The organism is Mycolicibacterium neworleansense, from assembly GCF_001245615.1.
In the GTDB taxonomy this organism is placed as follows: domain Bacteria; phylum Actinomycetota; class Actinomycetes; order Mycobacteriales; family Mycobacteriaceae; genus Mycobacterium; species Mycobacterium neworleansense.
The window spans coordinates 737,772-764,587 of the sequence record NZ_CWKH01000002.1 but is presented as its reverse complement, the minus strand read 5'-3'; the positions used below and the strand labels follow the sequence as shown (position 1 = coordinate 764,587).

The following is a 26,816-nucleotide window of genomic DNA, read 5'->3' as shown; positions in this document are numbered from 1 at the left end:
TTCGGCGGGCAACAACAGGAGATGATCGACATGACCGGGGCGTACGCGGCTAAACGGGTATTGCATCGCAGAAGCAGCCTTGAGGCCGCGGCCCTGGAGTTCGGCTGTCGGTTGGCGGTGAAGAACGTGATCCGGGCCTGGGCACTGCAGCCGGACCTGGCGTGGCCGCTCAACTCCATCGATCGTGTTTTCGGTCTGGTTCCGGCGCGTTCGTCCGCTTCGGTGCGCCCCGTGGCACTGCCCAACTGTCCGGCCGAACTGGTGCGCGCACCGGGAACGTCAGGGCGAAACGCGATTCTGTACTTGCACGGTGGGGCGTTTCTTACCTGTGGGCTCAACACCCACCGTGCTCTGGCTGCTCGATTGTCCGCTGCGGCAGACGCACTGGTGCTCAACGTCGGATACCGGATGTTGCCCGTGTGCGGTCTTGCCGACGCCGTCGAGGATGCCCTGGCCGGGTTGTCCTGGCTCCGGCGGCGGGGGTATGGCGCGGAGCGGACGGTGATCGCGGGCGACTCGGCCGGCGGATACCTGGCCTTCGGGACGGCGCTGAGGTCCTTGGCCCACGGTGTGGTTCCGGCCGCCGGTCTGGCCGCCATCTCCCCGCTGATCGATCTCGACCCTGCGCGAAAACTGGTTCATCGCAACGTCTCTCGATGCTCGATGTTCACCGGGGCGGCGTTGTCGGCGTTCGCCCGATGTGTGCGCCGCAGCCAATGTCAACCGGATCGGTGTGATGCCGAGCCGCTGATCGACCCGGCCACCGCCGATCTCACCGGCATGCCACCGGTGATGATCCACGTGGGTGCCGACGAATTGCTGTTGGCGGACTCGGAACTGGTGGCCGAGCGGCTGGCCGACGCACACGCGCGCTGCGAGCTGCACGTCTGGAGCGGCCAGGTGCATGACTTCCCGCTCGCGGCCGACATCTTGCCCGAAGGCCGGAGGGCCATCGGTTACGTGGGCGACTTCGTCAAAGGGGTCACCGCCGCGACTGCCGAGGGCGCGGCCTGATCGGTGTCCCGACGGGTTTCCGGGCGTGACGCTGCGGGCATCCCATCACCATGAGCGATATCGACAACGGCCCGGATGACACCCTGTCGCCGAGTGAGTCGACCGATTCCGACGAGGTCGGCAACGCCGACGGCGATGAGGTGGTGGATCCGCCAGAGGAATGGCATGGCGCCGACCGCGCCGATACCGAGGAGACACTGGAGCGAAAGCTCGCCGCAGAAGAGCCTGAGCAACCGAAGCGCACTGCCGAGCAGCGCGAGAACCCTGACGACGGAGACCAGGGGGATGACTCGTTCTACTCGGTGGTCCGTTGAGCCGGCTCAGCCGGCCTGGCGTTGCAGGGTCACCGATGCGGTGTTGGCATCGGCGTGGGTGGCGATGCCGCTGCCCTTGGCCGTGACGGCCAGTGCCGTGCGGTCCCCGCGGAACAAGTCCCGGGAGAACTCGCACGGAGAACCGTTCTGGTCGTAGGTGACCCGGGTGATCAACAGCAGCGCGGCTTTGGGTTTGATGCCCAGCAGGGTGGCTTCGCTACTGGTGGCACTGACCGCCTCGATGCGCTCATCGGCCCGGCCGGTGACCAAACCGTAGTGGGATTCCAGGATTTCGTAGAGGGAGCCGCCCAGTTGCTGATCGAGCAGGCCGGGGAAGGCATCTGCGGGGAACTGGGCGTGCTCGAGCGAGATGGGGGAGCCGTCGGCCAACCGCACCCGCTGGATCTCGATGACGTAGTCGCCGGGATCCAGCCGCAAGGCGGTACGGGTGGCTTCGTCGGGGGTGGTGATGCGCGTCGAGAGCACGCGGGTGCCCGCGACGTAGCCCTGGTTGGCCAGGAAGGCCGGCACGCCGACGACGTCGGAGAGGTGTCGCTCCACCTGCCCGTGGCTGATGAAGATCCCCCCGGCCCGGCCGATCACTCGGTGCACCAGCCCGGCTTCCTCCAGGGCGGCCAGCACCTGGCGCAGGCTGGAGCGGCTGGTGCCGTACTGCTCGGCTAGGTCACGTTCACTGCCCAGTTTGGCGCCGGGGGTGCCCGCGTTGATGTCGGCGACGATGCGCCTGCGTAACTCCTCGCTGTGAACTGCCACCCCGGCCCCCTGCCCGTGTATTGGTACAGCCAATTCTATCCAGGTTGAACTAGAGTTCAGCGATCGCCATATGAGATTCGGGCAGAATCTGTCCGCCGTCCACGACCAGCGACTGCCCGGTGATGTAGGCGGCTTCGTCGGTGGCGAAGAACAGCGCGGCGTTGCCGATGTCGGCGACCGATCCGAGTCGGCCGGCCGGCACCGCCGAGGCCATTTGGTCCATGTAGTCCTGGCCCATTTCGACCAGGCCCTCGGTGATGATGTTGCCGGGCAGCACAGCGTTGACGGTGATTTTCTTCGGGGCCAGTTCCATTGCCGCGGTCCGCAGGAAGCCCAGCTGGGCGGCCTTGGACGCACCGTAGTGCGACCAGCCGGGGTAGCCGGTGACCGGGCCGGTGATCGACGACGTGATGACGACGCGTCCGCGCCCGCTTGCGGTCAGCGCCGCGAGCGCGGCCTGCACGATGTACACGGTGCCCTTGAAGTTCACCGCCAGGACCTGGTCGATGTCGTCGGGGGTGAGGTCTTCCAGACGGCCGGAGGGGAAGATGCCGGCATTGGCGCAGACGATGTCCAGGCCGCCGTGCCGCTCGACGGCGGCGCTGACCACCTGGCGGGCGTCTTCGGGGCTGGTCACGTCCGCGCGCAGGGCGCTGACCCGGCCCGGGGCGTCGGCGAGTGCGGCGACCGCGTCATCCAGGTCGGCTTGATTGCGTCCGGTGACGAGGACGTCCACGCCGGCATTGGCGAACGTCTGGGCGATGCCGCGGCCGATGCCCTTGCTGCCGCCGGTGACGATGGCCGAGCGGCCCTGAAGCGATGCGAACATGATTGGGATCCTTTGAATGTCAGGTCAAGTTGAGGCCGTTGGAGCGCAGGTAGCGCTCGGCGAGTTCACAGCTGCCGGCGGCATAGCTGATGGCCTTGGTGGCCGATTCCCTGGAGTGGCTGTGGCTGCCCATCCAGGCCAGCAGCAGCAACCTGCGGAGCAGCACGAACGAGGCCAGCATGTCCTCGTCGGAGGACGGCAGTTCGCGTCGGGTGCGGTAGCCGCTCACCCAGGCATCCTGCCATTCCGGCAACGCCGGGTCGTCTTCGATGAACGACACCGCGGTGCCGAAATCGTAGAAATACCAACCGAACCCACAATCATCGAAGTCGATGACGGTGATGCCCGATCCAGCGGGGTCCGGGTCAACCAGCAGATTGGCCAGCCGCAGGTCGGCGTGGATCAGGCCGTAGACCTCGGGTCCCGTGCCGTAGGCATGTAGCCGGTCGTGCAGCAACTGCTGGGCGCGTTCGAGCACCTGCTGTTCGGCCGGGCCGACGCCCTCGGCGTCGTGCCAGCGGCCCCACCGCGGTGCCGCGCCCAGGCTGTGCTCCCAGTCCCAGGAGAACCTGCCGAACCCGGCCGGGCGTTCCCACCGCTGCGAATGATCGTGCAGCGCAGCGGTGATCCGGCCCAGCGTGCGGAAGTCGTCGAGCGTCAACTTTCCTTCGTCGGGCTCGGCCCCGGCGACCATGCCGAAGTGAACGACGTGGCGGGCGACCCCACCGGTTTCGGCACCGTCGACGGTGACCAGCCGCCGGCCGTCGCGGGCCGGCAGCACGGTGGGCACCGTGACATCGCTGTCGGTCCGCAACGCCTGCAACCAGTCCAGTTCGGATTCGATCTCGTGGGGCTGGTGGTAGTCCTGCCGGTGCACCCGCAGGATGGACTGGGTACCGGCATCCTCGACGAGATAGGTGGCATTCTCGGACAGGTTGAGCAACCGCAGCGTTGCATCCGCCCCGATGTCGTACTGGCGCAGCGCCAGTTGGGCGACATCGATCTCGTCGGTGATGACCATCTAGTGCTCCCTGCCTTCAATACCGTCCAGCACCGCCGTGATCCGATCCCGGGCCACGGTGACCTCAGCGGTGCTGCCGCCGATGTAGAGCCTCCCAGCGGCTCCGATCATCTGCACGTCGACCACAGTAAGCCCGGGTGCGGCCCGCTCCGCCTCATTGGCCGCCACCGCTGCGAACAGCGCCGGGGTCATCTCGTACACCAGCAGAGACTGCCCGGGCAGGATCATCGATGCCTGCCGGTTGCGGTTGAGGATCACCGCGTGCTGATCGGTGATGTTCTCGATGATGTCGTGGTAGAGCACCCGCGGCCGCAGCTGATCGGAGGCCTTGTTGCCGGTGCCGGCCAGGATCGCCTCGCCGGCGCGCTGCACGTCCTCCAGGTTGGCCGAGTGGATCTCGAGCACACCGAATTGCCGTTCCACGTAGAGGATTCCGGGCTGGATACCGGGGACCTCGCGCAGGGCAAGATCGATCACCCGCTCGATCGCCAAGGCGGGGGACACCTCGACGATCAGCGCGTGCTCACCCTCGTACGGCGGATAACCGCGGGCCCGGGTCGGTGTTCCGAGGTAGGCGGCGAACTGACGCTGCAGGTCCTCCACCAACAGGTAGACGCGGATCTGGGTGCGAATCCGCGTGCTCTCCTCCGCTTCGGTCGGCATGGCTACTTGCTGGCGACCGAGAAGTGCGCGCCGAGCTCATTGTGCGGACGCGGGATGACGTGCACGCTGACCAGTTCGCCGACCTGCGAGGCGGTCTCCGCGCCGGCCTCGGTGGCAGCCTTGACCGCGCCCACCTCGCCGGTGACGATGACGGCGACCAGACCGTCGCCGACCTGCTGACGATCGGTGATGGTGACGTTGGCGGCCTTGACCATGGCGTCGGCGGCGGCCAGCGCAGCCACGAAGCCCTTGGTCTCGATCAGTCCGATTGCGTTGCTGGACATAGGTGTTTCTCCTTATTTGTTGGGGTTGGTATCAGGCTTGGAATCGATGGATCCGATGATGAGTGCGTCGACCGGGGGCGGGGTGCCGGTGAACCAGCCCGAGGCCACCGAGCCCTGGGCCACCAGGACCCGCTCACCCACACCGGTACCGAGGACATCGAAGGCGACCAGCTTCGACCCGGTGCCGTCGATCTCGACCTCAAGGAACGCGCCGGCCGGGATGCCGTCGATCCGACGGGTCGACCACACGTTGCCGGTCACGGTCGCAGATATCATTTGCGCTCCTTCTGAATCGTGATCCCCAGGGTGCGGGCCTTTTCGCGGGCCAAGGGGGTGAGCACCGCCTTGCGGCCGAGCACCAGCGTGCCGCCGGCCAGGTCGGCGATGTGGCGTTCGGTCACCGCGCCGGTGTCGATGCGGTGGATGGTCCCGGGTCCGCCGGCCGAGGCCCTGCCCGCCAGCCGGAAGCTCAACCGGCCGGCCTTGAGGTCGGCTCGGGTCTTCGGGCTTTCGAAGAGCCGCAACAGCTTCCGGACGAAGTTGTCGAGATCCCGGTCGTTGCTCAGCTGCACTGTCTCCGTGCGGTTCCTGCCGTCGACGGCGCGGGGACCGGTCGGATCCACGCCGAACTGGTCGGCGACCGTCGGTGGGGCTGGAGCCGGGGCCGGTGGCTGTGATGGGGGGATGGCCACCGGCCCCGGAGTCTTGGCGGCCGCTCCGATATCTCGGACGGCATCGCGTACCACCTCACGCACCAGGGCGCGCAGTTCGTCCCGGTTGATGCTCATGTAGTGGCCCTTGCCAGCGCATCCTGGGCTGCCTCGGCCGCCGTGCGGACGTCGGCCTCGGTGCCGGACAGGTAGACGCGGCCCGTCGCACCGATCATCCGGAAATCGACGACCTTGATGTCGGCGGCCTTCTCGGCCTCGTTGGTGGCCAGGATGGCGTAGGACGCGGGGGCCACCTCGAGGACGAACAACGACTCTCCCGGCAGCACCATCGAGCCGATCTTGTTGCGGTTGATCAGGAATGCGTGTTGGTGGTCGACGCTGGAGATGATGCGTGAGGCCAGCACGTTCGGCTGCACCGCGCTTCCGGTGTCTCCTCCCAGCTCGTCCAATGCGGCGTCGGCGGCAGCCTTGACCGCACCGGTCTCACCGTGGAACTCCAGGTAGCCGAATTGCCGCTCTACCACCAGGATTCCGGCCTTGACCTCGGCATGCTTGAGCGCGACATCGGTGACGCCCTCGATGTCCAGGCCGGGGGCCACCTCGATGATCTGGGCAGCCTGGTTGGCGCGCGGCAGCGCACCCTTGATCCAGGTCCCCAGGTACGACATGGTCTGCGGTTGCAGCCGGTCGATGAAGATGAAGGAACGAAGTTCAGCCACAGCCCTACCTCTTGATCAGTTGTGCGAGTTCTTCGGCCACCAGTGCACGCAACTCCGCGCGCAGTGCGTCCAGGCCCAGGTCGGTCGAGCGGGTCGATGTGGACCGGCGGGGCGCGGTGCTCACCCCGGAAGGCGCGCCGTGGCGGTCGTTGGAGGCGTACGGATATGCCGGCACCGGACCGGCGGGGGAGCGCCACGGGTTCACACCCGCGAAATTGCCCATGGGTACGGCGGTATTGCTGTTGTAGGCGATGCGGGCCCAGTTGATCAGGTTCTGCGGCTGCAGATTCTCACCGATCGAGCTGCGCCCGACGAACCCGGTCCCGATGGTCATCGACGGCGCCAGGTTGGTTTCCAGCCCGGAACTGCCGGTGCTGTTGCCCACGTTGACCGACACTCGTAGCACGGGCACCTGTGCCGCGAAATCGGTTATTACCGATGCATTTTCGCTGTGGATGGCCGCGGAGTGGCCGGCGCCGCCGATCCGCACCACAGCCCGGGCCGCCCGGATCCCCCGTGCGGCATCGGTTGCGGTGGTCATGCCGAGCACCGGTGAGAGCTTCTCGTGGGCCAGCATCTCCTCGGTGATCACATCGTCGAACGGCGCGATCAGGACCCGGGTCTTGGGGGTGACCCGCAGTCCGGCCTGCCCGGCGATCCAGGCGGCGTCGCGCCCGACCACGTCGGTGTTGAGGTGCCCGTCGGCGAACATGTAGGCCCGCAGGCGCCGCGCCCCGTCCTCGTCGAGGATGTGCGCGCCGGCGCGGGTCAGTGCGCCGCTGAGCTTGCCGGCGATCACGTCTTCGGCGATCAGGACGGATTCGTTGGTGCACAGCACCGAGTTGTCGAAGGCCTTGCTGTCCACGATGCGTTTGGCCGCAGCATTGATGTCGGCGCTGGCCTCGACGAACACCGGGACATTGCCCGGCCCGACGCCCAGCGCGGGGTTGCCCGACGAGTACGCGGCCCGTACTACGCCGGTGCCGCCCGTCGCCACGATGACGTCGGTGCGCTCGTCGGCCATCAGTGCCTGCACCAGTGGGATGGACGGTTCCTCGACCACCTGGACGATGCCGTCGGGCGCGCCGGCCGACACCGCGGCCTCGGCGAGCAGCCGGGCCGCATCGGCCGAGCACTGCTTGGCCCGCGGGTGCGGGGCGACGACGACGGCGTTGCGGGTCATCAGCGCCAGGATCACCTTGAAGTACACCGTGGCAACGGGATTGGTGGTCGGTGTCAGGGCCAGCACCACACCTGCGGGCCGGGGCAGCTCGACGATCTTGCGTGCCTCGTCGACGCGCGGCGACACATAGTCGTCGCCTCGGTAGTAGTCCACGATGCCGCGGGAGCAGGCCCGGTTCTTGGTGACCTTGTCGGCCACGACACCCATCCCGGTTTCGGCGACCGCCTCGGCGGCGAACCGTTCGGCCGCGGCGTTGGCGGCGTCGGCCACGGCGTCGACGATTGCAGACACCGCGGCTCCGTCATAGTCGGAGTACGCACTCGCGGCCCAGCGGGCCCGCTCCAGCATGTGGCCGGCCTGTGCGGTACTGGTCATGATGCTTTACGTCCTCTCACGACGGTCTCGGCCCTGGACACCGCGACAGCGAGGCGGTCCAGGACGTCCTCGCATAGCTCGCGCGAGAGCAGCAGACCCGGTTTGAATTGCAGGACACGGGGATCCAGCGTCGAGAAGATCGCCCACACTCCGTTCTCGTAGAGCTCCCGCATCACGAACTTGGCGCCTTCGGGGTGATCGAACTCCAGTCCGATCACCACACCGTTCTGCCGGATGCCGACGAACCAGTCCGGATGGTCGGCCTGGATGCGCTGCAGTCCCTGTTCGAAGATGTCGGCGATGTAGTGCACCATCGAGCGCACCTCGGGGCGGGTGGAGATCTCCAGCGTCTTCAGCGCCGCCACACAGCCCAGCTCGGCACCGCCGAAGGTGGAGATGTGGCCGAAGCCGTCCTCGTCGAGCCACTTCGCGGCCCGGTCGCTGAGCAGCGCGGCGGTGATCGGGTACATGCCGCCGGACAGGCCCTTGCCGGTGACCAGGATGTCGGGCTCGATGCCGTGTTTGGTGATGCACCACAGTTCACCGGTGCGCATCAGACCGGTCTGCACCTCGTCGGCGATGTACAGGGTCCCGTGCTTCTCGGTGATGGCCTTGACCGCCTCGAGGTAACCCGGTGCGGGAAGCGGGAATCCGTAGGTGGCCGGAATGGTCTCCATGATGACCGCGGCCACATCGCCGGGGGCCAGCACGCGTTCCATGGCCTCGATGTCGTTGAACGGCACCTGGAGGAACTCGTCTGGCTGGTCGGCCAGGAAGAACTTGGCGAACCGGTCGTCGCCGGTGGCCACGGCCAGGCCGGTGTGGCCATGGTAGGCCTTGACGATCGAGACGATCTTGCGGCGTTTGGTGGCGTGGCGGGCGCTCTTGAGCGCGATGTCGATCGCCTCACCGCCGCCGGACCCGTACGCCACCTTCGTGATCGACGCCGGCGCGGTCTCGACCAGGCGCTGCGCCAGGGCGGTGCGGGCCACCGACGGAAAATGGTGGTTTCCGACGTCGAAGTGCGCCATGCCGTCGGTGATCGCTTGCATCACTTCGGGGTTGCGGTGTCCGAGGTTGTAGGTGCCACCGTTCAGATGCAAATCGATCAGGCGGCGGCCGCCCATATCCCACAGGAAATATCCCTCGCGGCGGTCGATCACCAGATCGACACCGGTATCAGTCCAGAACTGTGTCTTGTCTGGATTCCAGAACGTCTTCGCCTTATCCAGCACTTCGGCTTTGGATTCGAACGTGAACGTGCCGTAGTCGTACATGCGGCTCCCTCTTCAGCTATCCGGTAGCTGTGATGGGCCTCACCGTAAACGGTCGCAACCATTTGTGTCAATGGTTGCAGGAAGTGCTTGCGAATCGATTTTGGTAGTGCCAATATACGTAGGTCCCAGCTGTGGCACAGGCCACATCGGGTATCCCACTGTTACTTGGAAGGTATCCCGCTAGATGACCGATCAAGCTGTCGCCGGGAGTGAAGACACAGCTCACGACGTCCAAAGACTCAAACGCAACGCCGTAGGAACCGTCGGCGTGATCTTCATGGCGGTGGCGACCGCCGCCCCGATCACGGCAATGGTCGGCAACGTTCCGATTGCCGTCGGCTTCGGAAATGGTTCACACGCGCCGGCCGGCTACATCGTGGCGACCGTGGTCCTCGGCCTCTTCGCCGTGGGCTACGCGACCATGGCCAAGCACATCACCACCACCGGCGCCTTCTACGGCTACATCTCCCACGGCCTCGGCCGTATCGTCGGGATGGCCAGCGGCGGACTGATCACGATGGCCTACGTGGTGTTCGAGGCCTCGCTGATCGGTATCTTCTCGTTCTTCTTCCAGAACTTCATGCAGTCCCAACTGGGTATCCACATCCACTGGGTGATACCGGCTCTGCTGATGCTGGTGATAAACGCGATCCTGACGTACTTCGACGTCAACCTGACCGCCAAGGTGCTCGGCGTGTTCCTGGTGACCGAGATCGTCATGCTCGCGCTCGGTGCGCTGGCGGTGCTGTTCAAGGGCGGCGGCCCGCAGGGCTTCGCGGTGGCCGAGACCATCAACCCCATCGGTGCGTTCTCCCCGGCCGCCGGAATCGCCGGTGCCAGTGCTGGTTTGGGCCTGTTCTTCGCCTTCTGGTCGTGGGTCGGCTTCGAATCGACCGCGATGTACGGCGAGGAGTCGCGTAACCCCAAGAAGATCATTCCCCGGGCCACCATGCTCAGCGTGCTCGGCGTCGGCGCGTTCTACGTGTTCGTCTCCTGGATGGCGATCGCGGGCACCGGTCCGCAGCATTCCGTCGAACTCGCGCAGGATGCCGCGACGTCCTCGGAGATCTTCTTCGGCCCGGTGCGCAGCACCTACGGCGAGTGGGCGATCACGGTGTTCAACATCCTGCTGGTCACCGGATCGTTCGCCTGCGGCATGGCGTTCCACAACTGCGCCTCGAGGTACCTGTACGCACTTGGCCGCGAAGGCCTGTCGAAGGGTCTGCAGAAGACCATCGGCGCAACACATCCCACGCACGGCTCGCCGTACATCGCCTCGTTCGTGCAGAGCGCGATCGCCCTGGTGATCATCCTGGCCTTCCTGTTCGCCGGGATGGACCCCTACGTGCACATGTACACGCTGCTGGCGATCCTGGGCACCATGGCGATCCTGATCGTGCAGTCGCTGTGCGCCTTCTCGGTGATCAGCTACTTCCACATCCGCAAGAACCACCCGGTGTCCAAGCACTGGTTCAAGACACTGATCGCCCCCGGTCTGGGCGGGATCGGCATGCTCTACGTCGTGTACCTGCTGTGGGAGCACAAAGACGCCGCGGCCGGTACCGCGTCGGGCACCCTGCTGTTCAAACTGACACCGTGGATCGTGGTGGGCATCTTCGTCCTGGGAGCGGGCATGGCCACGTACTTCAAGCTGCGTGACCCGCGCCGGTACGAACTGATCGGCCGGATCGTGTTCGAGGACAACGCTGTTCGAGACTAGATGGACACCTTCGAACGTGTGTTGTTGAAGTTCGTCCTCGCGTGGGCTCCCTACGGGGGTCCACGCGAGGACGATGTCTGGCTCGAATTCGGTATGACCGCCGAGCAGCTGTGCGCCCGGTTCGCCGGGATCGTCGCGAGTCTGGTGCCGCGGGCCAGGGCCTTGTCGGCGGCTGACCGTTGCCTGCTGGGACGCGCCTGCCGGTACCTCCGGCACCAGCGCGAATCAGCCGAACGCCGCCCGTAGATTCGCGACCTGGCTGGCCATGAAGGCTTGAGCCACCGGTGTTTTCGCCGCGATCTGGTCGAATCCGTGGAACGCCCCGTACACCTCTTCGACCTGGCATTCGACCCCGGCGGCGCGCAGTCGTTCGGCGTAGGCCATGTCCTCGTCGTGGAACAGGTCCAGGGTTCCGACGCCGATCCAGGCCGGCGGCAGCCCGGCCAGGTCGTCACGACGGCCCGGCACCGCGACGGCCGGATCGGCGCCGCCGAGGTAGGCCGACCAGCCGAATTTGTTGCTGCCCTGGGTCCACAGCCGGTGGCCCGGATTCTCCAGCTCAGGGCCTACCGAGCGGTCGTCGAGCATCGGGTAGACGAGTATCTGGGCGGCCAGCGACACCTCACCGCGATCACGCGCCAGCAGGGCCAGGGACGCGGCCAGCCCGCCACCCGCGCTGGCACCGGCGACCGCCACCCGCGACGCATCGACCGCGGGAAGCGCCGCGAGCCATTTGAGCGCCGCGTAACAGTCTTCAAGCCCGGCCGGGTAGGGGTTCTGCGGTGCCAGCCGGTACTTGACCGCCGCCACCGTCGCGCCGAGTTCCTTGGCGAAGCGCCGGCACAGCGCGTCGTCCTGTGCTGGGCTGCCCAGCACGTAGCCGCCGCCGTGGATCCACAACAGTGCCGGCGTCGGTTCGGTGACACCGGTGGGACGGAACAGTCGCACCCCCACACCTGAGCTCAGGGTGAGCACCTCGACGTCCTTGGGCGTCTGCCGGTTCTGCAGCATCGTGAGACGCTGCAGCACCGGCAGCGTGCGCCTGGAGACCAGCTTGCGCGGGATGAAACGGGCCATACGTTCGAGATCCGGATGGAAATCTGTGTGGGCGGTCACACCGTCAGTTCTACCGTGCCGGTCTCGTCGCCGGTGTCGAAGGCTATGAACAGTGCCGCGATCGCGTCGTCACGGACCACGATGTAGCTGGTCAGGATCAGTTCAGCGGGCAGATCTGTCTTGTCGAACTCGCCGTCGTAGCGGGCACGCAGGACGATGACCCCTGGACGCACGTCGGCCTCGGTGACCTCCATGGTGACCCGGTCCCCGGTGATCTCCCCGGCGATCCAGGTGCGGATGGCGGTCCGGTCGGCGAACTCGCGGTGGTTGTCGTTGACCACGGCGTCCGCGGCAAAGGTGGCCAGCACGGCGTCGGTGTCGAAGGCGTTGACGGCGTCGACATAGCGCTGCACGACTGCGGGAAGCTGACCTGAAATATCACCAGACATGACGTAAGGCTCGCGTCGTCGGTGGCGGGAGAGTCAACCCCGGCGTTGTGCTTGAGTCTCCCCCTGGGGGAGCCGTCACACTGGGCACGTGAGCATCGACCTGTCGATCGGCGACTTCTCGCGGATGACGCAACTGCCGGTCAAGACGCTGCGGCACTACCACGAGGTGGGGCTGCTCGTACCCGACCGTATCGACTCTTCCTCCGGCTACCGCTACTACAACCTCGACCAGGTGGCCACCGCCCAAGTGGTGCGCCGGCTGCGTCAGCTCGATATGCCGATCGCCGATGTACGTGCCGTGATGGCCGGCGCTCCGGCCGAACGCAACGCGCTGATCAGTGACCATCTGCGGCGGCTGGAAGACCGGCTCAGCGCCACCCAGAGCGCCGTCGAGTCGTTGCGAGCCATCCTGGAACCCCCGGAGGAGACCGTGAGTATCGAATACCGCACCGTCCCAGCGGTTCCCGCTGCCGCCATCACGGCGACGGTGGATCGCGACGACCTGCCGGCCTGGTGGCAGGGTGCGGTCGGGGAGCTACGTGCCACAGTCCTCGCCGACACCGGGCTGGTGACGACCGGTGTGCCGGCGGCGTTGTTCGGCTTCGAGATCTTCACCGCTGATCGCGGCGCCGCGACGGTGTTCATCCCGGTCGATGGTCAGGTTCGCCCGGTCGGCCGGGTCGAGCCGCACATCATCCCGGCGGCCGAACTCGCGACCATCAGCCATCGTGGCCCGCACGACGATGTGGACGTGGCATACAGCGCCCTCGGGGAGTACGCGACGAGGCGGGAGATCAGCGTCGAGGGCCCGCTGCGGGAGTACTACGAGAAGTTCGACTGGGACACAGATGATTCCGCGCAGTGGAGGACTACGTTGTGCTGGCCGGTGTTTCGGGCGGACGCATGAGCGGGCTCGAAGGTCGGCGGGCCGTGGTCACCGGCGGCACCAAGGGAGCCGGTGCCGCCATCGTCGCCCGGCTGCGGGGCGCCGGGGCCCACGTGACCGCCGTGGCGCGTCAGCCCGCCGGTGACGGTGTCTCGGCGGCCGATGATTTTCTCGCCGCGGACCTCACCTCGGTGTCCGACGTCGCCGATGTGGCCTCGCGCATTCGTCGTAACGGCGGCGCCCAGATCCTGGTCCACACGGCGGGCGGTTCCGGTGCGCCATCGGGAGGGTTCGCGGCGCTGAGCGATCAGGACTGGGCCGACGAGCTGGACCTGAACCTGCTGGCGGCGGTCCGACTCGACCGCGCGTTGCTGCCGATGATGATCGAGAACGGCTCGGGCGCGGTGGTGCATGTCGGATCGATCCAGAGCCGGATGCCGCTCTATGACGGCACCCTCGGGTACGCCGCCGCCAAGGCGGCGCTGCGCGCCTACAGCAAGGGGCTGGCGAATGAACTGGCACCCAAGGGTATTCGGGTCAATACGGTGTCGCCGGGCTTCATCCAGACCACGGCCGCCGACGCTCTGATCGATCGCATCGCCACGGCCGCCGACGGATCCCGCGCGGACGCCCTCGAATCGTTGATGTCGGCTCTCGGTGGCATCCCGCTGGGCAGGCCCGCCCAGCCCGCTGAGGTCGCTGAGGTGGTGGGGTTTCTGGTGTCCGATGCCGCGTCGTCGATCGTGGGCGCTGATCTGGTTGTCGACGGCGGCACCGTCCCGACGCTGTAGACCTCCCCGCCGGGCTACTTCAAGAGCGGGTCGCGGGGCAGGCCCAGGATGCGCTCGGCGATGGTGTTGCGGGTGATCTCCGAGGTTCCCCCGGCGATCGTCATGGCCCGGTTCCCGAGGTAGGCGCGGGTGAGCTTCGGCGTCTGCCCGGTGACCCCGGCCGATCCGACCAGATCCATGCCCAATTCGGTCAGGTGCTGGGAATGCTCGGCGACCAGCAACTTGGTGACATTGCCCTCGGGGCCGGGTTCGGCACCGGCGATCGCGCGGCTGATCCGCCGCAGGTTCAGCAGCCGCAGCGTGTGGCCCACGGCGATCACCTCGCCGGCGCGGCGCACATAGCGGGCACCGTCGGGATCGGAGTCGATCAGGGCCACCAACTCGTCGGCATCGAATCCGGTCGGCGCCGCCGAGCCGCCACCGATCGAGATGCGTTCATTGCCGAGGGTGGCGCGCGCGACGAGCCAGCCCTTGTTCACATCGCCGACCACATCGGCGTCCGGAACGAACACGTCGTCGAAGAACACCTCGTTGAAGTGTGCGTCACCGGTCAGACCGCGCAGCGGATTCACCGTCACGCCAGGGGCTTTCATGTCGATCGCCATCATGGTGACGCCGGCGTGCTTGGGAGCGTCGGGGTCGGTGCGCACGGTGGCCAGGCCCCACTGGCAGTGCTGAGCCAGGCTGGTCCACACTTTCTGACCGGTGACCCGCCAGCCGCCGTCGACCTTCTTGGCGGCGGTACGCACGGCGGCCGCGTCCGAACCGGCGCCCGGCTCGGAGAACAGCTGGCACCACATCACCTGCCCGCGCAGCACGGGTTCCACCCAGCGTTCGCGCTGATCGTCGGTGCCGGCCTGGGCGATGGTCAGGGTCACCCAGCCGGTGATGCCCATGTCCGCCCGCTCGATGCCGGCGAACTCCTCCTCGATCACCAATTGTTCCAACACATTCGCCGCCCGGCCGTAGGGCTTGGGCCAGTGCGGCACCAGGTAGCCGGAGTCCACCAGGTAATCGCGGCGCTGGTCCTCGGGCAGGGACCTTACGGCCGCTGCCGCGGCCTGGGCATCCTGCCGGTACTGCTCGGCCTCCTCCGGCAGGGCGAAGGACGCCCCGTGCGCCTGACCGGTGCGTTGTCCGTCGACCACGTCGATCAGCGGATCGGCACCGTCGCCGAGCACCGCGGCCAGGGTGCGGGCCCGGCGCAGGTACAGGTGCGCGTCGTGCTCCCAGGTGAAGGCGATGCCGCCATGGAGCTGAACGTTGTTCTGCGCACAGAAGATCTGGGCCCGGATGGCGTGTGCGGCGGCCACCGCGGCGGCGAACCAGGCGCCGTCGAGACTGTCGGCGCGGGCGGCGTCCCACACCGCGGCGGTGGTCTGTTCGGCGTCGACGAGCATGTTGGCCGCGTGGTGCTTGACGGCCTGGAATGTGCCGATGGTGCGGCCGAACTGCTCTCGTACCTTGGCGTATTCGACGGCCATGTCGAGCGCGGCCCAGGACACGCCGACCGCCTCCGCCGAGCCGAGGATGCGGAACACCGTGCGGGCCGCCCGCGCTGCCCCACGCAGGATCCGGCTCTCGTCGAGGGCCGCCGCGCGCAGGTCCACCGCGCCGATGCTGCGGGTGGTATCGAGGGAATCCTGTGCGGTGACGGTGATCCCGTCGGCGGTGGCATCCAGGATGACGATGTCGTCGCCGGCAGCCAGCACGAGCACATGTGCGTCGGGCGCGCCCAGCACCGCGCGTGCCTGCCCGCCGAGGAGGCCGTCGGAGCCGATGTGCACCGAGCCGGCCAGCCCGAGGGCGGCGACGGTCGTGCCCGCGGCGAGTCCGGGGAGCAGTTCGGCCCGCACGGCATCCGGGGCGTAGCGGTCGATGACCACGGCCGCCGAGACGGTGGGCAGGAACGGGCCCGGGCACAGTTCGCGGCCGGCGACCTCGGCCACCACCGCCAGTTCGGGCAGGCCGAACCCGGAGCCGCCGTACTGTTCGGAGATGGCCAGCCCGTTCCAGCCGAGTTCGGCGCCGGCGGACCAGATCTCATCGGGATAAGCGCCGGGGTTCTCCAGGGTGGCGCGGGCGGCTGCGCGGCTGTGGAGACGGTTCAACTGTCCGAGCGCCGAGTCGGCGAGGTCCTGATGCTCTTCAGTGATGGCCAGCGCAGACTTAGTCATGGTTAGCGAAGCTAACGGGAACTCAGCGGGCCGTCGACGTGATCCAGGTCACATTTGTGCGCCAGCTGAACAAGTCGGCGAAGTTGTCCCGTCCGTCAATCCCGTGCGGGGTACGCTCGCGCAATGACGGCACGACCGGATAACCGGTACCCCGCACCGACGCTCGCCGATCGGGCCCGATGGTTGCTGCGCGCCACGCCGGCCGACCACATCCTGGCACTCAGCGTGGCATCGGCTTCGCTACCAGTCGTGGGCAAGCATCTGGAACCCTTCGGCGCCCTTACCGCGATGAGCGTATGGGGATTCCGTCACCTGCCCGACTTCGTCGCGTCCTCGGCGAAATCCTTGCTCGCCCCGGACAACGGCGAGATTCGCAAGGCGGAGCGGGAGCAGACCACCACGGTTGCCCAGGAGGCACTGCGCGGCGTGGTCTCATCCGCTGATCTGGCCGTCGACTGGCCGGCCCCGGACGCCATGCCGCCCCTCTGGCACACCATGGCGTACCGGCGCGACGTCTACCGCACCTCGGTGCGCTACGGCGACGACCCGGCGCAACTGCTCGATGTGTGGAGGCCCAAGCACCTGCCCGCCGAGCCCGCGCCGGTGCTGCTGTTCGTCCCCGGCGGTGCCTGGGTGCACGGCGGCCGGATCCTGCAGGGCTATGCGCTGTTGTCGCATCTGGCCCGGCAGGGCTGGGTGTGTCTGTCGATCGATTACCGCGTTGCCCCGCACCACCGCTGGCCGCGGCACATCACCGACGTCAAAGCCGCGATCGCCTGGGCGCGGGCCAACGTCGACAAGTTCGGTGGCGACCGTAATTTCGTGGCAGTCGCGGGTTGCTCGGCCGGTGGCCACCTGGCCGCACTCGCCGGCCTCACGCCGAATGACCCGGACGTGCAGGGAGATCTGCCAGAGGGGGCCGACACCTCGGTCGACGCCGTGGTCGGCATCTACGGGCGCTACGACTGGGAGGACCGGTCGACCGAGGAGCGGGTCCGCTTCGTCGACTTCCTGGAACGGATCGTGGTGGGCCGCAAGATGGATCGCCACCCGGAGATCTACCGGCAGGCCTCGCCGATCGCTCAGGTCCATCCCGACGCTCCGCCATTCCTCGTCATTCACGGCACCGGCGACAGTGTCATTCCGGTGGCCCAGGCCCGCGGTTTCGTCGACCGCCTCAAGGCCGTGTCGCGGTCGGTGGTCGGCTACATTGAACTTCCGGGGGCGGGGCACGCGTTCGATATGACCGATGGTGCCCGAACGGGGGCGATGGCCACTGCAATTGGCTTGTTCCTCAAGCAGATTCACCGAAACCGGGCGATTGACCAGGCTAAAGCGGTCATATAGTCGCCTCCACCACCGCAGGGGAGGGACGCCGTGAAACGGCTGAGTGGGTGGGACGCGTTCTTGCTGTACACCGAGACGCCGAATGTGCACATGCACACGTTGAAGATCGCGGTCATCGCGCTCGAAGACATGGGGGATCGGACGTTCGGCATCGACGAATTCCGGGAGGTGATCCGCGGACGGCTGCACAAGCTGGACCCGTTCCGGTATCAGCTCGTCGACATCCCGTTCAAGTTCCACCACCCGATGTGGCGGGAGAACTGCGACGTCGACCTGGAGTACCACGTCCGGCCGTGGCGGGTGCGCGCGCCGGGGGGCCGCCGCGAACTCGACGAGGCCATCGGGGAGATCGGCAGCACCCCGCTGGACCGCAGCCGGCCGCTGTGGGAGATGTACTTCGTCGAAGGCCTGGCCAACGGGCGTATTGCGGTGGTCGGAAAGATCCACCACGCACTCGCCGATGGGGTCGCCTCGGCGAATCTGCTCGCCCGCGGCATGGATCTGCGCGACGGTCCGGATCGCGACGACGATTCGTATGCCACCGATCCCGCGCCCAGCAAGACTGAACTGGTGCGCTCGGCATTCGCCGACCACATGCGCCAGCTCGGCCGGTTGCCCGGGACCGTGCGCTACACGGCCAAGGGGTTCGGCCGGGTGCGGCGCAGCAGCCGCAAGCTGTCGCCCGAGCTGACCCGGCCCTTCACCCCGCCGCCCAGCTTCATGAACCACATCCTCGACGAGAAGCGCCGGTTCGCCACGGCCACACTGGCATTGGCCGACGTCAAGGAGACCAGCAAGGCGCTCGGGGTGACGATCAACGACCTGGTGCTGGCCATGTCGTCCGGAGCGCTGCGCGCGTTGTCGCTGAAATACGACGGCAAGGCCGACCATCCGCTGCTGGCCTCGGTGCCGATGAGTTTCGACTTCTCGCCGGACCGCATCTCGGGGAACCGGTTCAGCGGTGTGCTGGTGGCGCTGCCGGTGGACGTCGCCGACACTGCCGAGCGGGTGCGTCGCGCTCATGACGCGGCCGCGCTGGCCAAGGAAAGTCATCAACTCATCGGCCCGGAACTGATCGCGCGCTGGGCCGCGTACATGCCGCCCGCCCCGGTGGAGGCGGCGTTCAAATGGCTGTCCCACCAAGACGGTCAGAACAAGGTGCTCAATCTCAACATCTCGAACGTGCCGGGTCCGCGGGAGCGCGGCAAGGTCGGCGGGGCCACGGTCACCGAGATCTATTCGGTGGGGCCGATCACGACCGGCAGCGGGCTCAACATCACCGTGTGGAGCTATGTCGATCAACTCAACATCTCGGTGCTCTCCGACGATGCCACGGTCGACGATCCGCATGAAGTCACCGACGGCATGCTCGAGGAGTTTCGCGAGATCCGCAGGGTGGCAGGGCTTTCCGACAAGCTGACCGTCGTCGAGTCCGCGATGCCGCAGTAGGAATGGGTAGGTAGGGGGTAGCCCCCGCACCGCGAGCGTGCGTGTCTGTCGCCGACGCACCGGGCAACAGTGACAGTTTCCGCACGCTCACGGCCTCGCGGACCATGATGATCGCGCACCGCGCCGCCGATCTCGCACTGCGCGGCGCCTGATTCAGGTCGCCGAGGAGGGGGCGGACGCGAGCAGGAATTCCGCCAGCTTTGCGCTGGCGGGCCCGAGGCGCGACCGTTCTGCCGAAGCGAGGTAGATCTCCCACACGATGGCCGGTCGGATGTCGATGGCACGCAGGTCTGGATAGTGGGCCGCTTCACTGGCCGGCATGACGATGGTGCCCAGGCCGTGTCGGACGAGGCGCCCGGCGATCGCATACTCGAGGGCCACCTCATGGGACACCCGCGCCGAAACTCCTGCGGCAGTGAATGCGCCATCGACGAGACGTCTGAGCCCGAACTCGGAGGGGAAGCCGATCAGATCCTCATCGCAGAGCTCGGTGACACCGACTGCCTCGCGGCGCGCAAGTCGATGATCGGTACGGCAGACGAACACCATCGGCTCTTGACACAGCAGCCGCATGTCCACCCGGGCGGGGAACCGGTCGGGGGCTGATATGAGAGCCAGGTCGAGTGACCCGTCCGCGATCGCCGAGAGGTAAGCGATAGAACCAATTTGACTCTGCCGCAATCTGATTCGGACGAATGGATAGTCGTGGTGAAAGTCGCCGAGCACCTTCGGCACGTCGAGCGTGCCGAACGAGATCAGGGACCCGAGATCGACCGTGCCCGTGAGCTCCCCGTGATACGCGGTCACCGCATCCTTGGCCAGCCGGGCGGCCTGGACCACCTGACGCGCGTGCTCCCGGAACAACTCGCCCGCCGGCGTGATTCTGATCTGATGTTTGGAGCGGTCGAACAGCTCCACTCCGAGCTCCTTCTCCAGCTTCGCGACCGCCGTCGACAGGGCCGACTGGACCACATGGGTCTGGTTCGCGGCCCGGGAGAAACTCATCTCGCCGGCGACCGCGATGAAGTACTCAAGCTGGCGAAGTTCCATGGTTTGCAGTATCGCGTTCCGCGATAGAGAAGATCAATATTGTTCGTTGGACTTGATAGAGCTGCGTTGGTCTGATGGAAGGACGAACGATTTGAACGAAGGATGAGCAATGCTGGCTGCAGGCAACGTCACGGTCACCGATCTTCTGTGCGTCACCCCGCCGAGGATTCCCGAAGGCGCGCACGCGATGACACAGATCGTCGAGATCCCGCCGGCCGACGAGGGAGTGCAACCGCACCGCCATTCCGGGCCCGTTTTCGGCTACGTCCTGGAGGGTTCGATCCTGTTCGAACTGGAAGGCGAAGCTCCGCGGAAAATTGTCGCAGGCGAAGCCTTTTGGGAGCCCGGTGGGGATGTGGTCCATTACCAGGTCGCGAACCTGGACCAGCACAACCGCAGCGTGTTCCTTGCGGTCTGCATCTGTGCGCCGGGCGTCGACATGATCACCATGCTGGACCCCGAGGAGATCAAGGCCCGCGATCATCTGCGTCACCCGAGCGCACGTCAAACCACGAGTCGTTGAACCCAGAAACGAGGAGACAACCGTGCAAGCAGTGATCACCGGTGACCGGGCGGCGGGCTTCGCCGGACTGTCACTGTCCGAGGTGCCGTACCCGCACGCGGCCGAAAACGACGTCGTCGTGCGGGTACACGCGGCGTCGTTCACGCCTGGCGAACTCGACTGGCCGGGAACGTGGACCGACCGGGCCGGCCGGGACCGCACGCCGGCCGTACCGGGTCACGAAGTCTCCGGAACCGTCGTCGAACTCGGCTACGGCACAACGGGCCTGACGATCGGACAGCGGGTGTTCGGGATCACCGACTGGGCTCGTGACGGCACGCTCGCCGAGTATGTCGCGGTCGAGGCGCGCAATCTTGCCCCGTTGTCGGCCGATGTCGATCATGTTGTCGCAGCGGCGCTTCCGATCTCGGGCTTGACGGCCTGGCAGGGATTCTTCGTTCACGGACGGCTCTCCGCGGGGCAGACGGTGCTGATCCACGGTGTGGCCGGCGCCGTCGGATCGATCGCGGTGCAGCTGGCACGCGCATGCGGAGCCCGGGTGATCGGTACCGGTCGTGCGGCGCAGCGCGATACCGCGCTCGATCTGGGCGCCGACGTTTTCGTGGCACTCGAGCAAGGCTGGCCCGAGGCCGTCGGCCAGGTCGACCTGGTCTTCGATGTCCTCGGCGGTGAGATCCTGGATCGCTCAGCACAGGTGGTGCGGCCGGGCGGGACCTTGGTCACCATCGCGGAACCGCCGCGAATTCAGCCGGCAGACGCTCGCGCGGTCTTTTTCGTCGTCGAGCCCGACCGGTCACAGCTCGTCATGCTGGAGCGCAGACTTCGCAAGGGGCGACTGCGGCCGTCCGTCGGAGCGGTGACCCCGCTGGCGGATGCGGTGTCGGCATTCGACCCGGGGAAGCGGGCCGCGGGCAAGACGATCATCCGGGTCGTCGACGGCGGCTGACGGGCCGATGTCAGAGAACCACGGCGAGTAGCGATGCCGCGGCTTCGGCAAGTTGGCTGTCGCCATGCAATTCGGCACGTTGGCGTCCCTGCTCCGCAGAGATCCCGCGGCTGGCCAGTCGCCACAGCGTGTCCTGATCCATTCGCACCGCCGCTGCCGGATCGGGTACCGATCCGGCAACCAGGTCCCACCGCGAGCCGTCTGAGATCAGTGCCCAGTGTCCGCCGGCCGGACCGGTGATGTCGAACCCGACCGCCGTGCCGGCCGGCCGCGGATGCTCGCGCAACGCGAAGGGCACCGCATGCAGGAACGCGACCAGAACCGGATTGAGCAGGCGGGGTTCGTCAGCGCCCGGGGCGGACACCGCATCGCGAATCTGTTGTTGATGCACCCAGTACTCGGTGTAGTCCCGCGCGATGTCGAGCCAGGCCGGGCTCGTCGCAGCCCCGGCCCAGGAAACGTTGAGGTGCGCCGGCCCGTCCAAGTCGATGTCCGCCCACACCGCGTCCAGTTGCGGCCCCAGGTGGGACAGCAGGTCGATCATGGTGGCTGGGCTGCACTGACGCATCGCCCGGACGAACTCGTCGTTGACCCGGGCCAGGTAGGCCGGCAGCGTTTCGTCATCGGCGAACACCGCACCGCCGTACCCGTCGCGGCTGCCCGACAGGCGCCGCAGGTAGTCGTTGAGTATGTGCGCCACGATGTCGTGCACCGTCCACCCGGGGCACACCGTGGGCCTGGCCCAGTCCGTCGGCTGCAGGCTTTCCAGCATGGACAGCAGGGCCAGTCGTTCCACCGGAAACCACTGGCGGACATCGAGTCGGATCATGACGCCAAGCTAACGGGTGAACACCTAACCCCGGTATCGAAAATTCGCGGTGCGGACTCCTATTGGATCGGTTCGTCACCGAGCACGGTGGTGCGCAGCATGTGTCGCGGTGAGTTGGGTTCATATGGCGCGGCCCGGTGCAGGACACCCTGGTTGTCCCAGATCACGGTGTCGCCGACGGACCACTTGTGCCGGTACACCTTGTCCGGCGTGGTGGCATGGTCGAGGAGCTCTGCCAGCAGTGCGCGTCCTTCGTCGCGATCCATCCCGACGATGTAATCCGCGGAGGCGCCCAGCACCAATGACTTTCGCCCACTGCGGTGCGTCCATACCAGCGGATTCTCGTGGGTCGGGCGTGCAGCCCACCGTTGCCGTTGTTCCGGCGTCGGGTCGGGGTAGACCCGACGCTGTGACGCCTCCAGGGAATGCACCACCCGCAGCGAGCCGTAGCGCTGCTTCTCGGCCTCGGTGAGCGAGTCGTACGCCGCATACGCGTTGGCGAACTCCGTTTCCCCACCGCTGGCGGCGACCTCGACCGCGGACAGCACGGTCGCCTTCTGCGGGCATTCGTCGTGCATGGGGGTGCAGCCGTCGATGTGCCAGTCGAAGGTGGCCTTGAGGTATTCGGCGGCCTTGTTCTTCGTCCGGTCAAGGGTGATCGGGTAGATACCGGAGACGGGGTGATGGCCGTCAGCAGAGCGGTCGATCTCGCCGAGACGTTGGCAGAAGGCCACCTGGGCTTCGGGATTCAGGTGCAGGCCGTGGAAGACCAGGACACCGTTGTCTTCCAGCGCGTCCAGGATTGCGGTACCCAGGCTGTCGTCGGCGCCCAGGAGTTCCGGGTCGACGCCGACCACCTCGGCCCCCACCGAGGTCGTCAGCTTGTTGATGGTCAGCACACTCATCCGTGTGTCCTCTCTGGATCGGTGGCAATCACGGCCGTGGTTCTCCGGTGCGGATCATGACGGCGTCGGCGGAGTCGGTCGGGGCGGGTTGGTGCATGATCTCCACCGACATCGCGACCATGATCAGCGAATAGATCAGGTGCAACAGGTTGAGCGCATCGTCGGGCACGTCGTCGATCGGGAACTTGTCGCAGTACTCGATGGCCTCTTCGAGCCGTGGGAAGAAAGCGTCGTAGAACTCGTGCATTTCAGGCATGGTGCTGGCGAGGCGACGCTCCCACCGCTCGGTCTCTGTTGGCAGACACCAGGTCTCGGCATAGGGCTCCAGCTCGGCGAAGGCGCTGGGCAGTCGGGGCGACGTCATCGCGATGCTCCCGCCGGTGTGCGTTCACGCTGGTAGTCCTCGACCCAGTCGACCGCCATCTTGTGCAGGTGGCGTACCAGGATCTCCTGATCGTTGAGCGGGAAGTCGTCGATGACGTCGTACTCGAGCGCGGCCTGGGTTCCGCCCAGCATGCCGGCGTCCTGCAGGGCGAACTCTTTGAGTACCACCGCGGCCACCTCGTGTTCGATGCGCTCACGCACGGTGCGGGCCGGATGGAAATAGGTGAACGCCTCGAACCGGTGGGTGTTGTGCGAGGTCGGCCAGTAGCGATACAGCAGGTACCAGCCGCCGTAGATCAGGATCTCCAGGTTGGGGAAGATCTGGAAGTTGCTGATACCCCACGGTTCGATGTTGCCGGGGTTGAGCCCCGCCGGCAGTTCGCCGATGTCCGGAGTGCGCCACGGGCCCACCAGCCCGCTCTGGGTGGCCCGCTCGATCGGGTACATGTACTCCGGTGCCAGCAGCCAGCGCCGGGTACCGGCCGTCGAGACCAGTCGGTGCGGGCCGTCGAGCTGAAAGTGCCCACAGGTGAAGCCGGCGTTGGGATCCCGGACCTCCGGCGGCACTTGCTGGGTGTGCAGCGACGGCACGTGGTAGTACTCCTGGAAGGCGTCGGCGAAGATCTTCCAGTTGCTGTTGTTGTGCGCGACCCAGTCGTATCGCTCGGTGAGTTTGCCGAAGGGGTAGTCGTCGAGTGCGGTGACCATGGGGCCGAGGAAGTCGCGGAGGGTTTGGGCCGGCTCGCGGTCGAAGTTGACGAACACGAAACCGGCCCAGACGTCGCAGTGCACCGGGACCAGGCCGTAGTCGGCGGCGTCCAGGCCGATGAAGCTGTCCTCGTCGGGCCGCGAGAGCAGCCGCCCGTCGAGGCCGTACCGCCACCCGCAGTGCCGACATTCCAATTCGCCGCCGGTGTTGCGCAATTCGGTCGCCCGGAAGTCTGTTGACACCACCGGGTGCCCACGCCTACGGCACAGATTGTGAAAGGCGCGGATGTCGCCGTCGTGGGTTTTCACCAGCAGCAGCGACGCATCGGCGGCCTCGATCTGGCGGGTGATGAAACTACCGGCCTCGGGCGTCTCCTCGATCCGGCTGATGTTGAGCCAGGCCCGCTTGAAGATCGCCTCCCGTTCCATGGCGTAGAACTCGGCGGAGATGGAGTCCTGGAACGGGATCGGGCCGGTGCCCAGATCGGGGTAGTGCTGGGTCCAGGAGCCCTCAGCCGGCTTGGGCCACTTGGTTGCCATGCGAACCTCCATGCGACTAGTGCGTTTTGGGGCTTATCGGGTGGCTGTTCATCGCTACATCACGGCGCCGCCGTTGACACCGAGCGTTTGTCCGGTGATGAAACCGGCCTCCTCGGAGCACAGGAATCCCACGGCGGCAGCGATATCGGCTCCCGTGCCGAGGCGACCGAGGGGGATGTTGGCAGCGATCGTCTCATTGGACGGCAGGTAACCTGCCGCCTGCGACTGGTGCTGCATCGGGGTCTCGATACCCGATGGGGGGATGTTGTTGACCGTGATGCCGTGCGCGGCGTACTCGCGGGCCAGTGATTTGGTCAAGGTCAACAGCGCGCCTTTGGAGGCGGCGTAATGAGCCGCGAACGGCGTGCCGCGCTGGGCGCTGGAAGAGGAGATCATCACGATGCGGCCCCAGCCGGCATCGACCATGTCCGGCAGGGCCACCTGAGCGCACCGGAACGTCCCGCTCAGGTTCACCTCGAGCATCTGTGCCCAGGATTGTTCGGTGATCTCGGCGAACGACGCGTACCCGAACATTCCCGCGCTGGTCACCAGGATGCCGACCGGTCCGAGCTCGCTGCGGACCTTGCCGAAGGCCTCCTCCACCGCTGCGCGATCGGTGATGTCGGCTCCCACCGCGAAGGCGGTGACGCCGGCCGACCGCAGATCGTCTGTGACGCGTTGCGCGGCATCGGCATTCACGTCGAGCACGGCGACCCGGTGGCCACGCCGCCCGAGCTCGTGACACGTCGCCTCGCCCATGCCCGATGCGCCACCGGTCACCACGGCCACCCTGCTCATTCGTACACCACCTTTACTGTGCGACTGGTGGGCAGCGCCTGGCAGGTCACCACCCAGCCCTCGGCGACCTCGTCGTCATCGAGGGCGTCGTTGTTCAGCATTCGTGCGCGGCCCTCGACCACCTGCGCCATACATGTTCCGCAGGAGCCGGTTTCGCACGACGACGGGGCCTTCAGGCCGGCCAGCCGTGCGGTCTGCAGCAGCGTGTTGCCGGCCCGGTAGGGCACTGTGACGGTCCGGCGGTCGAGTTCGATGGTCACCTCTTCGGTGACCGTGGGTTCGGCCGGGTCGGGAGGCGGGATCGCCGCGACGGTGAAGCGCTCCAGATGCATCTGCTGCTTGGGAACCCCGGCGTCGAGCAGCACTCGTTCGACGGTGTCCATGAACGGTGTGGGACCGCAGATGTAGTAGTCGGTGCCGGTGAGGTTTCCGCCGGCGATGAAGTCGGCGATCCGTTGCGGTGAGACGATCCCGTCGCGGTCGTCGAGATGGTGGTGCACCTCGAAGCGCCCGGGGTGGATATCGGCGAGCTCGGCCAGGGCATCCCGGAAGATCACCGATTCGAGGTTGCGGTTGGCGTAGAACAACCGGGCCTTGTGGGCGGTGGCTGCCAGCGTCGAGTGCACCAATGAGAACACCGGGGTGATGCCGCTGCCGCCGGCGAAGGTGACGACGTCGCGGGTGGCGCCGGTCAGGACGAAGCGCCCTTCGGGCGGTGCGATGTGCAGTTCATCGCCGATGCCGACCGCGTCGTTGATCCAGTTGGAGACCAGGCCGTCCCGATCGCGTTTGACGGTGATCCGCAAATCGGTTTCGACGGCGGGGGACGAGGACATCGAATAGCAGCGGCGATGCTGCGCACCGCCGAGATCTACCCGAATGGTGACGAATTGCCCTGCCAGATAATGGAATCGGTCTCTGGCTTGATCCGGTACGTCGAGCACCAGTGACACCGCGTCGGTGGTTTCCCGGATCACCCGTTTCACCTGCGCGGGCGTGAACCCGTCGGCGTCCGTCGCGCGGGCCGAGCGATCCAGGGGTGTCGTCGACGTCTCCATCGCTTCCGACAATATCAAGTACTTGTCATTAATCTCAAGTGGTAGATACGCGCGGCGGCGTGGGGGCATGGCCAAC

The 26,816-nt window shown here is 66.8% G+C and carries 30 protein-coding genes; 10 read left to right on the top strand and 20 right to left on the bottom strand.

The features are described from left to right. Window positions 1-21 precede the first annotated feature (21 nt). Together BN2156_RS19310 and BN2156_RS19305 are read left to right on the top strand one after the other, a co-directional pair. Window positions 22-1,014, top strand: coding sequence for an alpha/beta hydrolase (locus BN2156_RS19310; RefSeq protein WP_090516580.1), 993 nt, complete (start codon window positions 22-24; stop codon window positions 1,012-1,014). 50 nt (window positions 1,015-1,064) lie between these two features. Beyond that, a complete protein-coding gene (locus BN2156_RS19305) occupies window positions 1,065-1,328 on the top strand; it encodes a hypothetical protein (RefSeq protein WP_090516579.1) in 264 nt (87 codons plus the stop codon). A 6-nt stretch (window positions 1,329-1,334) separates the two neighbouring features. Here BN2156_RS19305 and BN2156_RS19300 read toward each other — a convergent pair whose 3' ends face one another. From BN2156_RS19300 to BN2156_RS19255, 10 genes are read right to left on the bottom strand one after another with little or no spacing between them, the layout of a single operon-like run. Continuing rightward, window positions 1,335-2,102 (bottom strand): GntR family transcriptional regulator, encoded by a 768-nt coding sequence (locus tag BN2156_RS19300; protein ID WP_090516578.1) that lies wholly within the window; start codon window positions 2,100-2,102, stop codon window positions 1,335-1,337. A 49-nt stretch (window positions 2,103-2,151) separates the two neighbouring features. After that, complete coding sequence (fabG, locus tag BN2156_RS19295; protein WP_090516577.1) at window positions 2,152-2,931, bottom strand: 3-oxoacyl-ACP reductase FabG; 780 nt, start codon at window positions 2,929-2,931, stop codon at window positions 2,152-2,154. Window positions 2,932-2,950: 19 nt separating this feature from the next. Further along, window positions 2,951-3,952: a phosphotransferase enzyme family protein gene (locus BN2156_RS19290; protein WP_090516576.1), complete on the bottom strand. Its 1,002-nt coding sequence runs from the start codon at window positions 3,950-3,952 to the stop codon at window positions 2,951-2,953. After that, entirely contained in the window at window positions 3,953-4,615 is a 663-nt protein-coding gene (locus BN2156_RS19285) for a microcompartment protein (protein WP_070945456.1), read from the bottom strand. It abuts the gene before it with no gap. 2 nt (window positions 4,616-4,617) lie between these two features. Further along, complete coding sequence (locus tag BN2156_RS19280) at window positions 4,618-4,899, bottom strand: BMC domain-containing protein (RefSeq protein WP_019347921.1); 282 nt, start codon at window positions 4,897-4,899, stop codon at window positions 4,618-4,620. A 12-nt stretch (window positions 4,900-4,911) separates the two neighbouring features. Next, window positions 4,912-5,175 (bottom strand): EutN/CcmL family microcompartment protein, encoded by a 264-nt coding sequence (locus BN2156_RS19275; protein ID WP_090516575.1) that lies wholly within the window; start codon window positions 5,173-5,175, stop codon window positions 4,912-4,914. Then, a complete protein-coding gene (locus tag BN2156_RS19270) occupies window positions 5,172-5,687 on the bottom strand; it encodes a hypothetical protein (RefSeq protein WP_090516574.1) in 516 nt (171 codons plus the stop codon). Before BN2156_RS19270 ends, BN2156_RS19275 begins: the two co-directional genes overlap by 4 nt. Further along, a complete protein-coding gene (locus BN2156_RS19265; protein ID WP_090516573.1) occupies window positions 5,684-6,289 on the bottom strand; it encodes a BMC domain-containing protein in 606 nt (201 codons plus the stop codon). The genes BN2156_RS19270 and BN2156_RS19265 overlap by 4 nt, the downstream gene beginning before the upstream one ends. A gap of 4 nt (window positions 6,290-6,293) precedes the next feature. Next, window positions 6,294-7,847, bottom strand: coding sequence for an aldehyde dehydrogenase family protein (locus tag BN2156_RS19260; RefSeq protein WP_090516572.1), 1,554 nt, complete (start codon window positions 7,845-7,847; stop codon window positions 6,294-6,296). Continuing rightward, window positions 7,844-9,124, bottom strand: a complete 1,281-nt coding sequence (locus BN2156_RS19255; protein ID WP_090516571.1) for a class-III pyridoxal-phosphate-dependent aminotransferase — start codon at window positions 9,122-9,124, stop codon at window positions 7,844-7,846. Before BN2156_RS19255 ends, BN2156_RS19260 begins: the two co-directional genes overlap by 4 nt. A 184-nt stretch (window positions 9,125-9,308) precedes the next feature. Between BN2156_RS19255 and BN2156_RS19250 the strand changes: the two genes are divergently transcribed. Next, entirely contained in the window at window positions 9,309-10,844 is a 1,536-nt protein-coding gene (locus tag BN2156_RS19250; RefSeq protein ID WP_090516570.1) for an APC family permease, read from the top strand. Next, window positions 10,845-11,090, top strand: a complete 246-nt coding sequence (locus BN2156_RS19245; RefSeq protein WP_090516569.1) for a hypothetical protein — start codon at window positions 10,845-10,847, stop codon at window positions 11,088-11,090. On the opposite strand, the gene BN2156_RS19240 is transcribed toward BN2156_RS19245, so the two are convergent. Together BN2156_RS19240 and BN2156_RS19235 are read right to left on the bottom strand one after the other, a co-directional pair. Further along, entirely contained in the window at window positions 11,070-11,921 is an 852-nt protein-coding gene (locus BN2156_RS19240; RefSeq protein WP_090517499.1) for an alpha/beta hydrolase, read from the bottom strand. The genes BN2156_RS19245 and BN2156_RS19240 overlap by 21 nt on opposite strands. A gap of 35 nt (window positions 11,922-11,956) precedes the next feature. Further along, window positions 11,957-12,349, bottom strand: coding sequence for a nuclear transport factor 2 family protein (locus BN2156_RS19235; protein WP_090516568.1), 393 nt, complete (start codon window positions 12,347-12,349; stop codon window positions 11,957-11,959). A gap of 88 nt (window positions 12,350-12,437) precedes the next feature. Here BN2156_RS19235 and BN2156_RS19230 point away from each other — a divergent pair, with 88 nt between their 5' ends. Next, the gene (locus BN2156_RS19230; RefSeq protein WP_090516567.1) at window positions 12,438-13,256 is read left to right on the top strand and encodes a MerR family transcriptional regulator; all 819 of its coding nucleotides are present in this window, start codon (window positions 12,438-12,440) and stop codon (window positions 13,254-13,256) included. After that, on the top strand, window positions 13,253-14,026 hold the full coding sequence (locus BN2156_RS19225; protein ID WP_090517498.1) for an SDR family oxidoreductase: 774 nt from the start codon (window positions 13,253-13,255) through the stop codon (window positions 14,024-14,026). The genes BN2156_RS19230 and BN2156_RS19225 overlap by 4 nt, the downstream gene beginning before the upstream one ends. Window positions 14,027-14,040: 14 nt before the next feature. Here BN2156_RS19225 and BN2156_RS19220 read toward each other — a convergent pair whose 3' ends face one another. Beyond that, window positions 14,041-16,203: an acyl-CoA dehydrogenase family protein gene (locus BN2156_RS19220; RefSeq protein ID WP_090516566.1), complete on the bottom strand. Its 2,163-nt coding sequence runs from the start codon at window positions 16,201-16,203 to the stop codon at window positions 14,041-14,043. 123 nt (window positions 16,204-16,326) lie between these two features. Here BN2156_RS19220 and BN2156_RS19215 point away from each other — a divergent pair, with 123 nt between their 5' ends. Together BN2156_RS19215 and BN2156_RS19210 are read left to right on the top strand one after the other, a co-directional pair. Continuing rightward, window positions 16,327-17,550, top strand: coding sequence for an alpha/beta hydrolase (locus BN2156_RS19215; RefSeq protein WP_162490891.1), 1,224 nt, complete (start codon window positions 16,327-16,329; stop codon window positions 17,548-17,550). A gap of 30 nt (window positions 17,551-17,580) precedes the next feature. Beyond that, window positions 17,581-18,999: a WS/DGAT/MGAT family O-acyltransferase gene (locus BN2156_RS19210; protein WP_090516565.1), complete on the top strand. Its 1,419-nt coding sequence runs from the start codon at window positions 17,581-17,583 to the stop codon at window positions 18,997-18,999. Between the two features lie 153 nt (window positions 19,000-19,152). Here BN2156_RS19210 and BN2156_RS19205 read toward each other — a convergent pair whose 3' ends face one another. Beyond that, window positions 19,153-20,049: a LysR family transcriptional regulator gene (locus BN2156_RS19205; protein WP_090516564.1), complete on the bottom strand. Its 897-nt coding sequence runs from the start codon at window positions 20,047-20,049 to the stop codon at window positions 19,153-19,155. Between the two features lie 109 nt (window positions 20,050-20,158). Here BN2156_RS19205 and BN2156_RS19200 point away from each other — a divergent pair, with 109 nt between their 5' ends. Continuing rightward, complete coding sequence (locus BN2156_RS19200; RefSeq protein ID WP_162490890.1) at window positions 20,159-20,572, top strand: cupin domain-containing protein; 414 nt, start codon at window positions 20,159-20,161, stop codon at window positions 20,570-20,572. A gap of 22 nt (window positions 20,573-20,594) precedes the next feature. Beyond that, a complete protein-coding gene (locus BN2156_RS19195; protein WP_210436672.1) occupies window positions 20,595-21,518 on the top strand; it encodes an NADP-dependent oxidoreductase in 924 nt (307 codons plus the stop codon). Between the two features lie 10 nt (window positions 21,519-21,528). Here BN2156_RS19195 and BN2156_RS19190 read toward each other — a convergent pair whose 3' ends face one another. From BN2156_RS19190 to BN2156_RS19165, 6 genes are read right to left on the bottom strand one after another with little or no spacing between them, the layout of a single operon-like run. Next, entirely contained in the window at window positions 21,529-22,347 is an 819-nt protein-coding gene (locus BN2156_RS19190) for a maleylpyruvate isomerase family mycothiol-dependent enzyme (protein ID WP_090516563.1), read from the bottom strand. A 59-nt stretch (window positions 22,348-22,406) separates the two neighbouring features. Further along, window positions 22,407-23,252, bottom strand: a complete 846-nt coding sequence (locus BN2156_RS19185) for a TauD/TfdA dioxygenase family protein (protein WP_090516562.1) — start codon at window positions 23,250-23,252, stop codon at window positions 22,407-22,409. A 28-nt stretch (window positions 23,253-23,280) separates the two neighbouring features. Then, on the bottom strand, window positions 23,281-23,616 hold the full coding sequence (locus BN2156_RS19180; RefSeq protein WP_090516561.1) for a hypothetical protein: 336 nt from the start codon (window positions 23,614-23,616) through the stop codon (window positions 23,281-23,283). Next, complete coding sequence (locus BN2156_RS19175) at window positions 23,613-24,884, bottom strand: aromatic ring-hydroxylating oxygenase subunit alpha (RefSeq protein WP_090517494.1); 1,272 nt, start codon at window positions 24,882-24,884, stop codon at window positions 23,613-23,615. Before BN2156_RS19175 ends, BN2156_RS19180 begins: the two co-directional genes overlap by 4 nt. A 54-nt stretch (window positions 24,885-24,938) precedes the next feature. Next, window positions 24,939-25,682 (bottom strand): SDR family NAD(P)-dependent oxidoreductase, encoded by a 744-nt coding sequence (locus tag BN2156_RS19170; RefSeq protein WP_090516560.1) that lies wholly within the window; start codon window positions 25,680-25,682, stop codon window positions 24,939-24,941. Next, window positions 25,679-26,740, bottom strand: coding sequence for a ferredoxin--NADP reductase (locus BN2156_RS19165; protein WP_090516559.1), 1,062 nt, complete (start codon window positions 26,738-26,740; stop codon window positions 25,679-25,681). Before BN2156_RS19165 ends, BN2156_RS19170 begins: the two co-directional genes overlap by 4 nt. Between the last annotated feature and the right edge of the window lie 76 nt (window positions 26,741-26,816).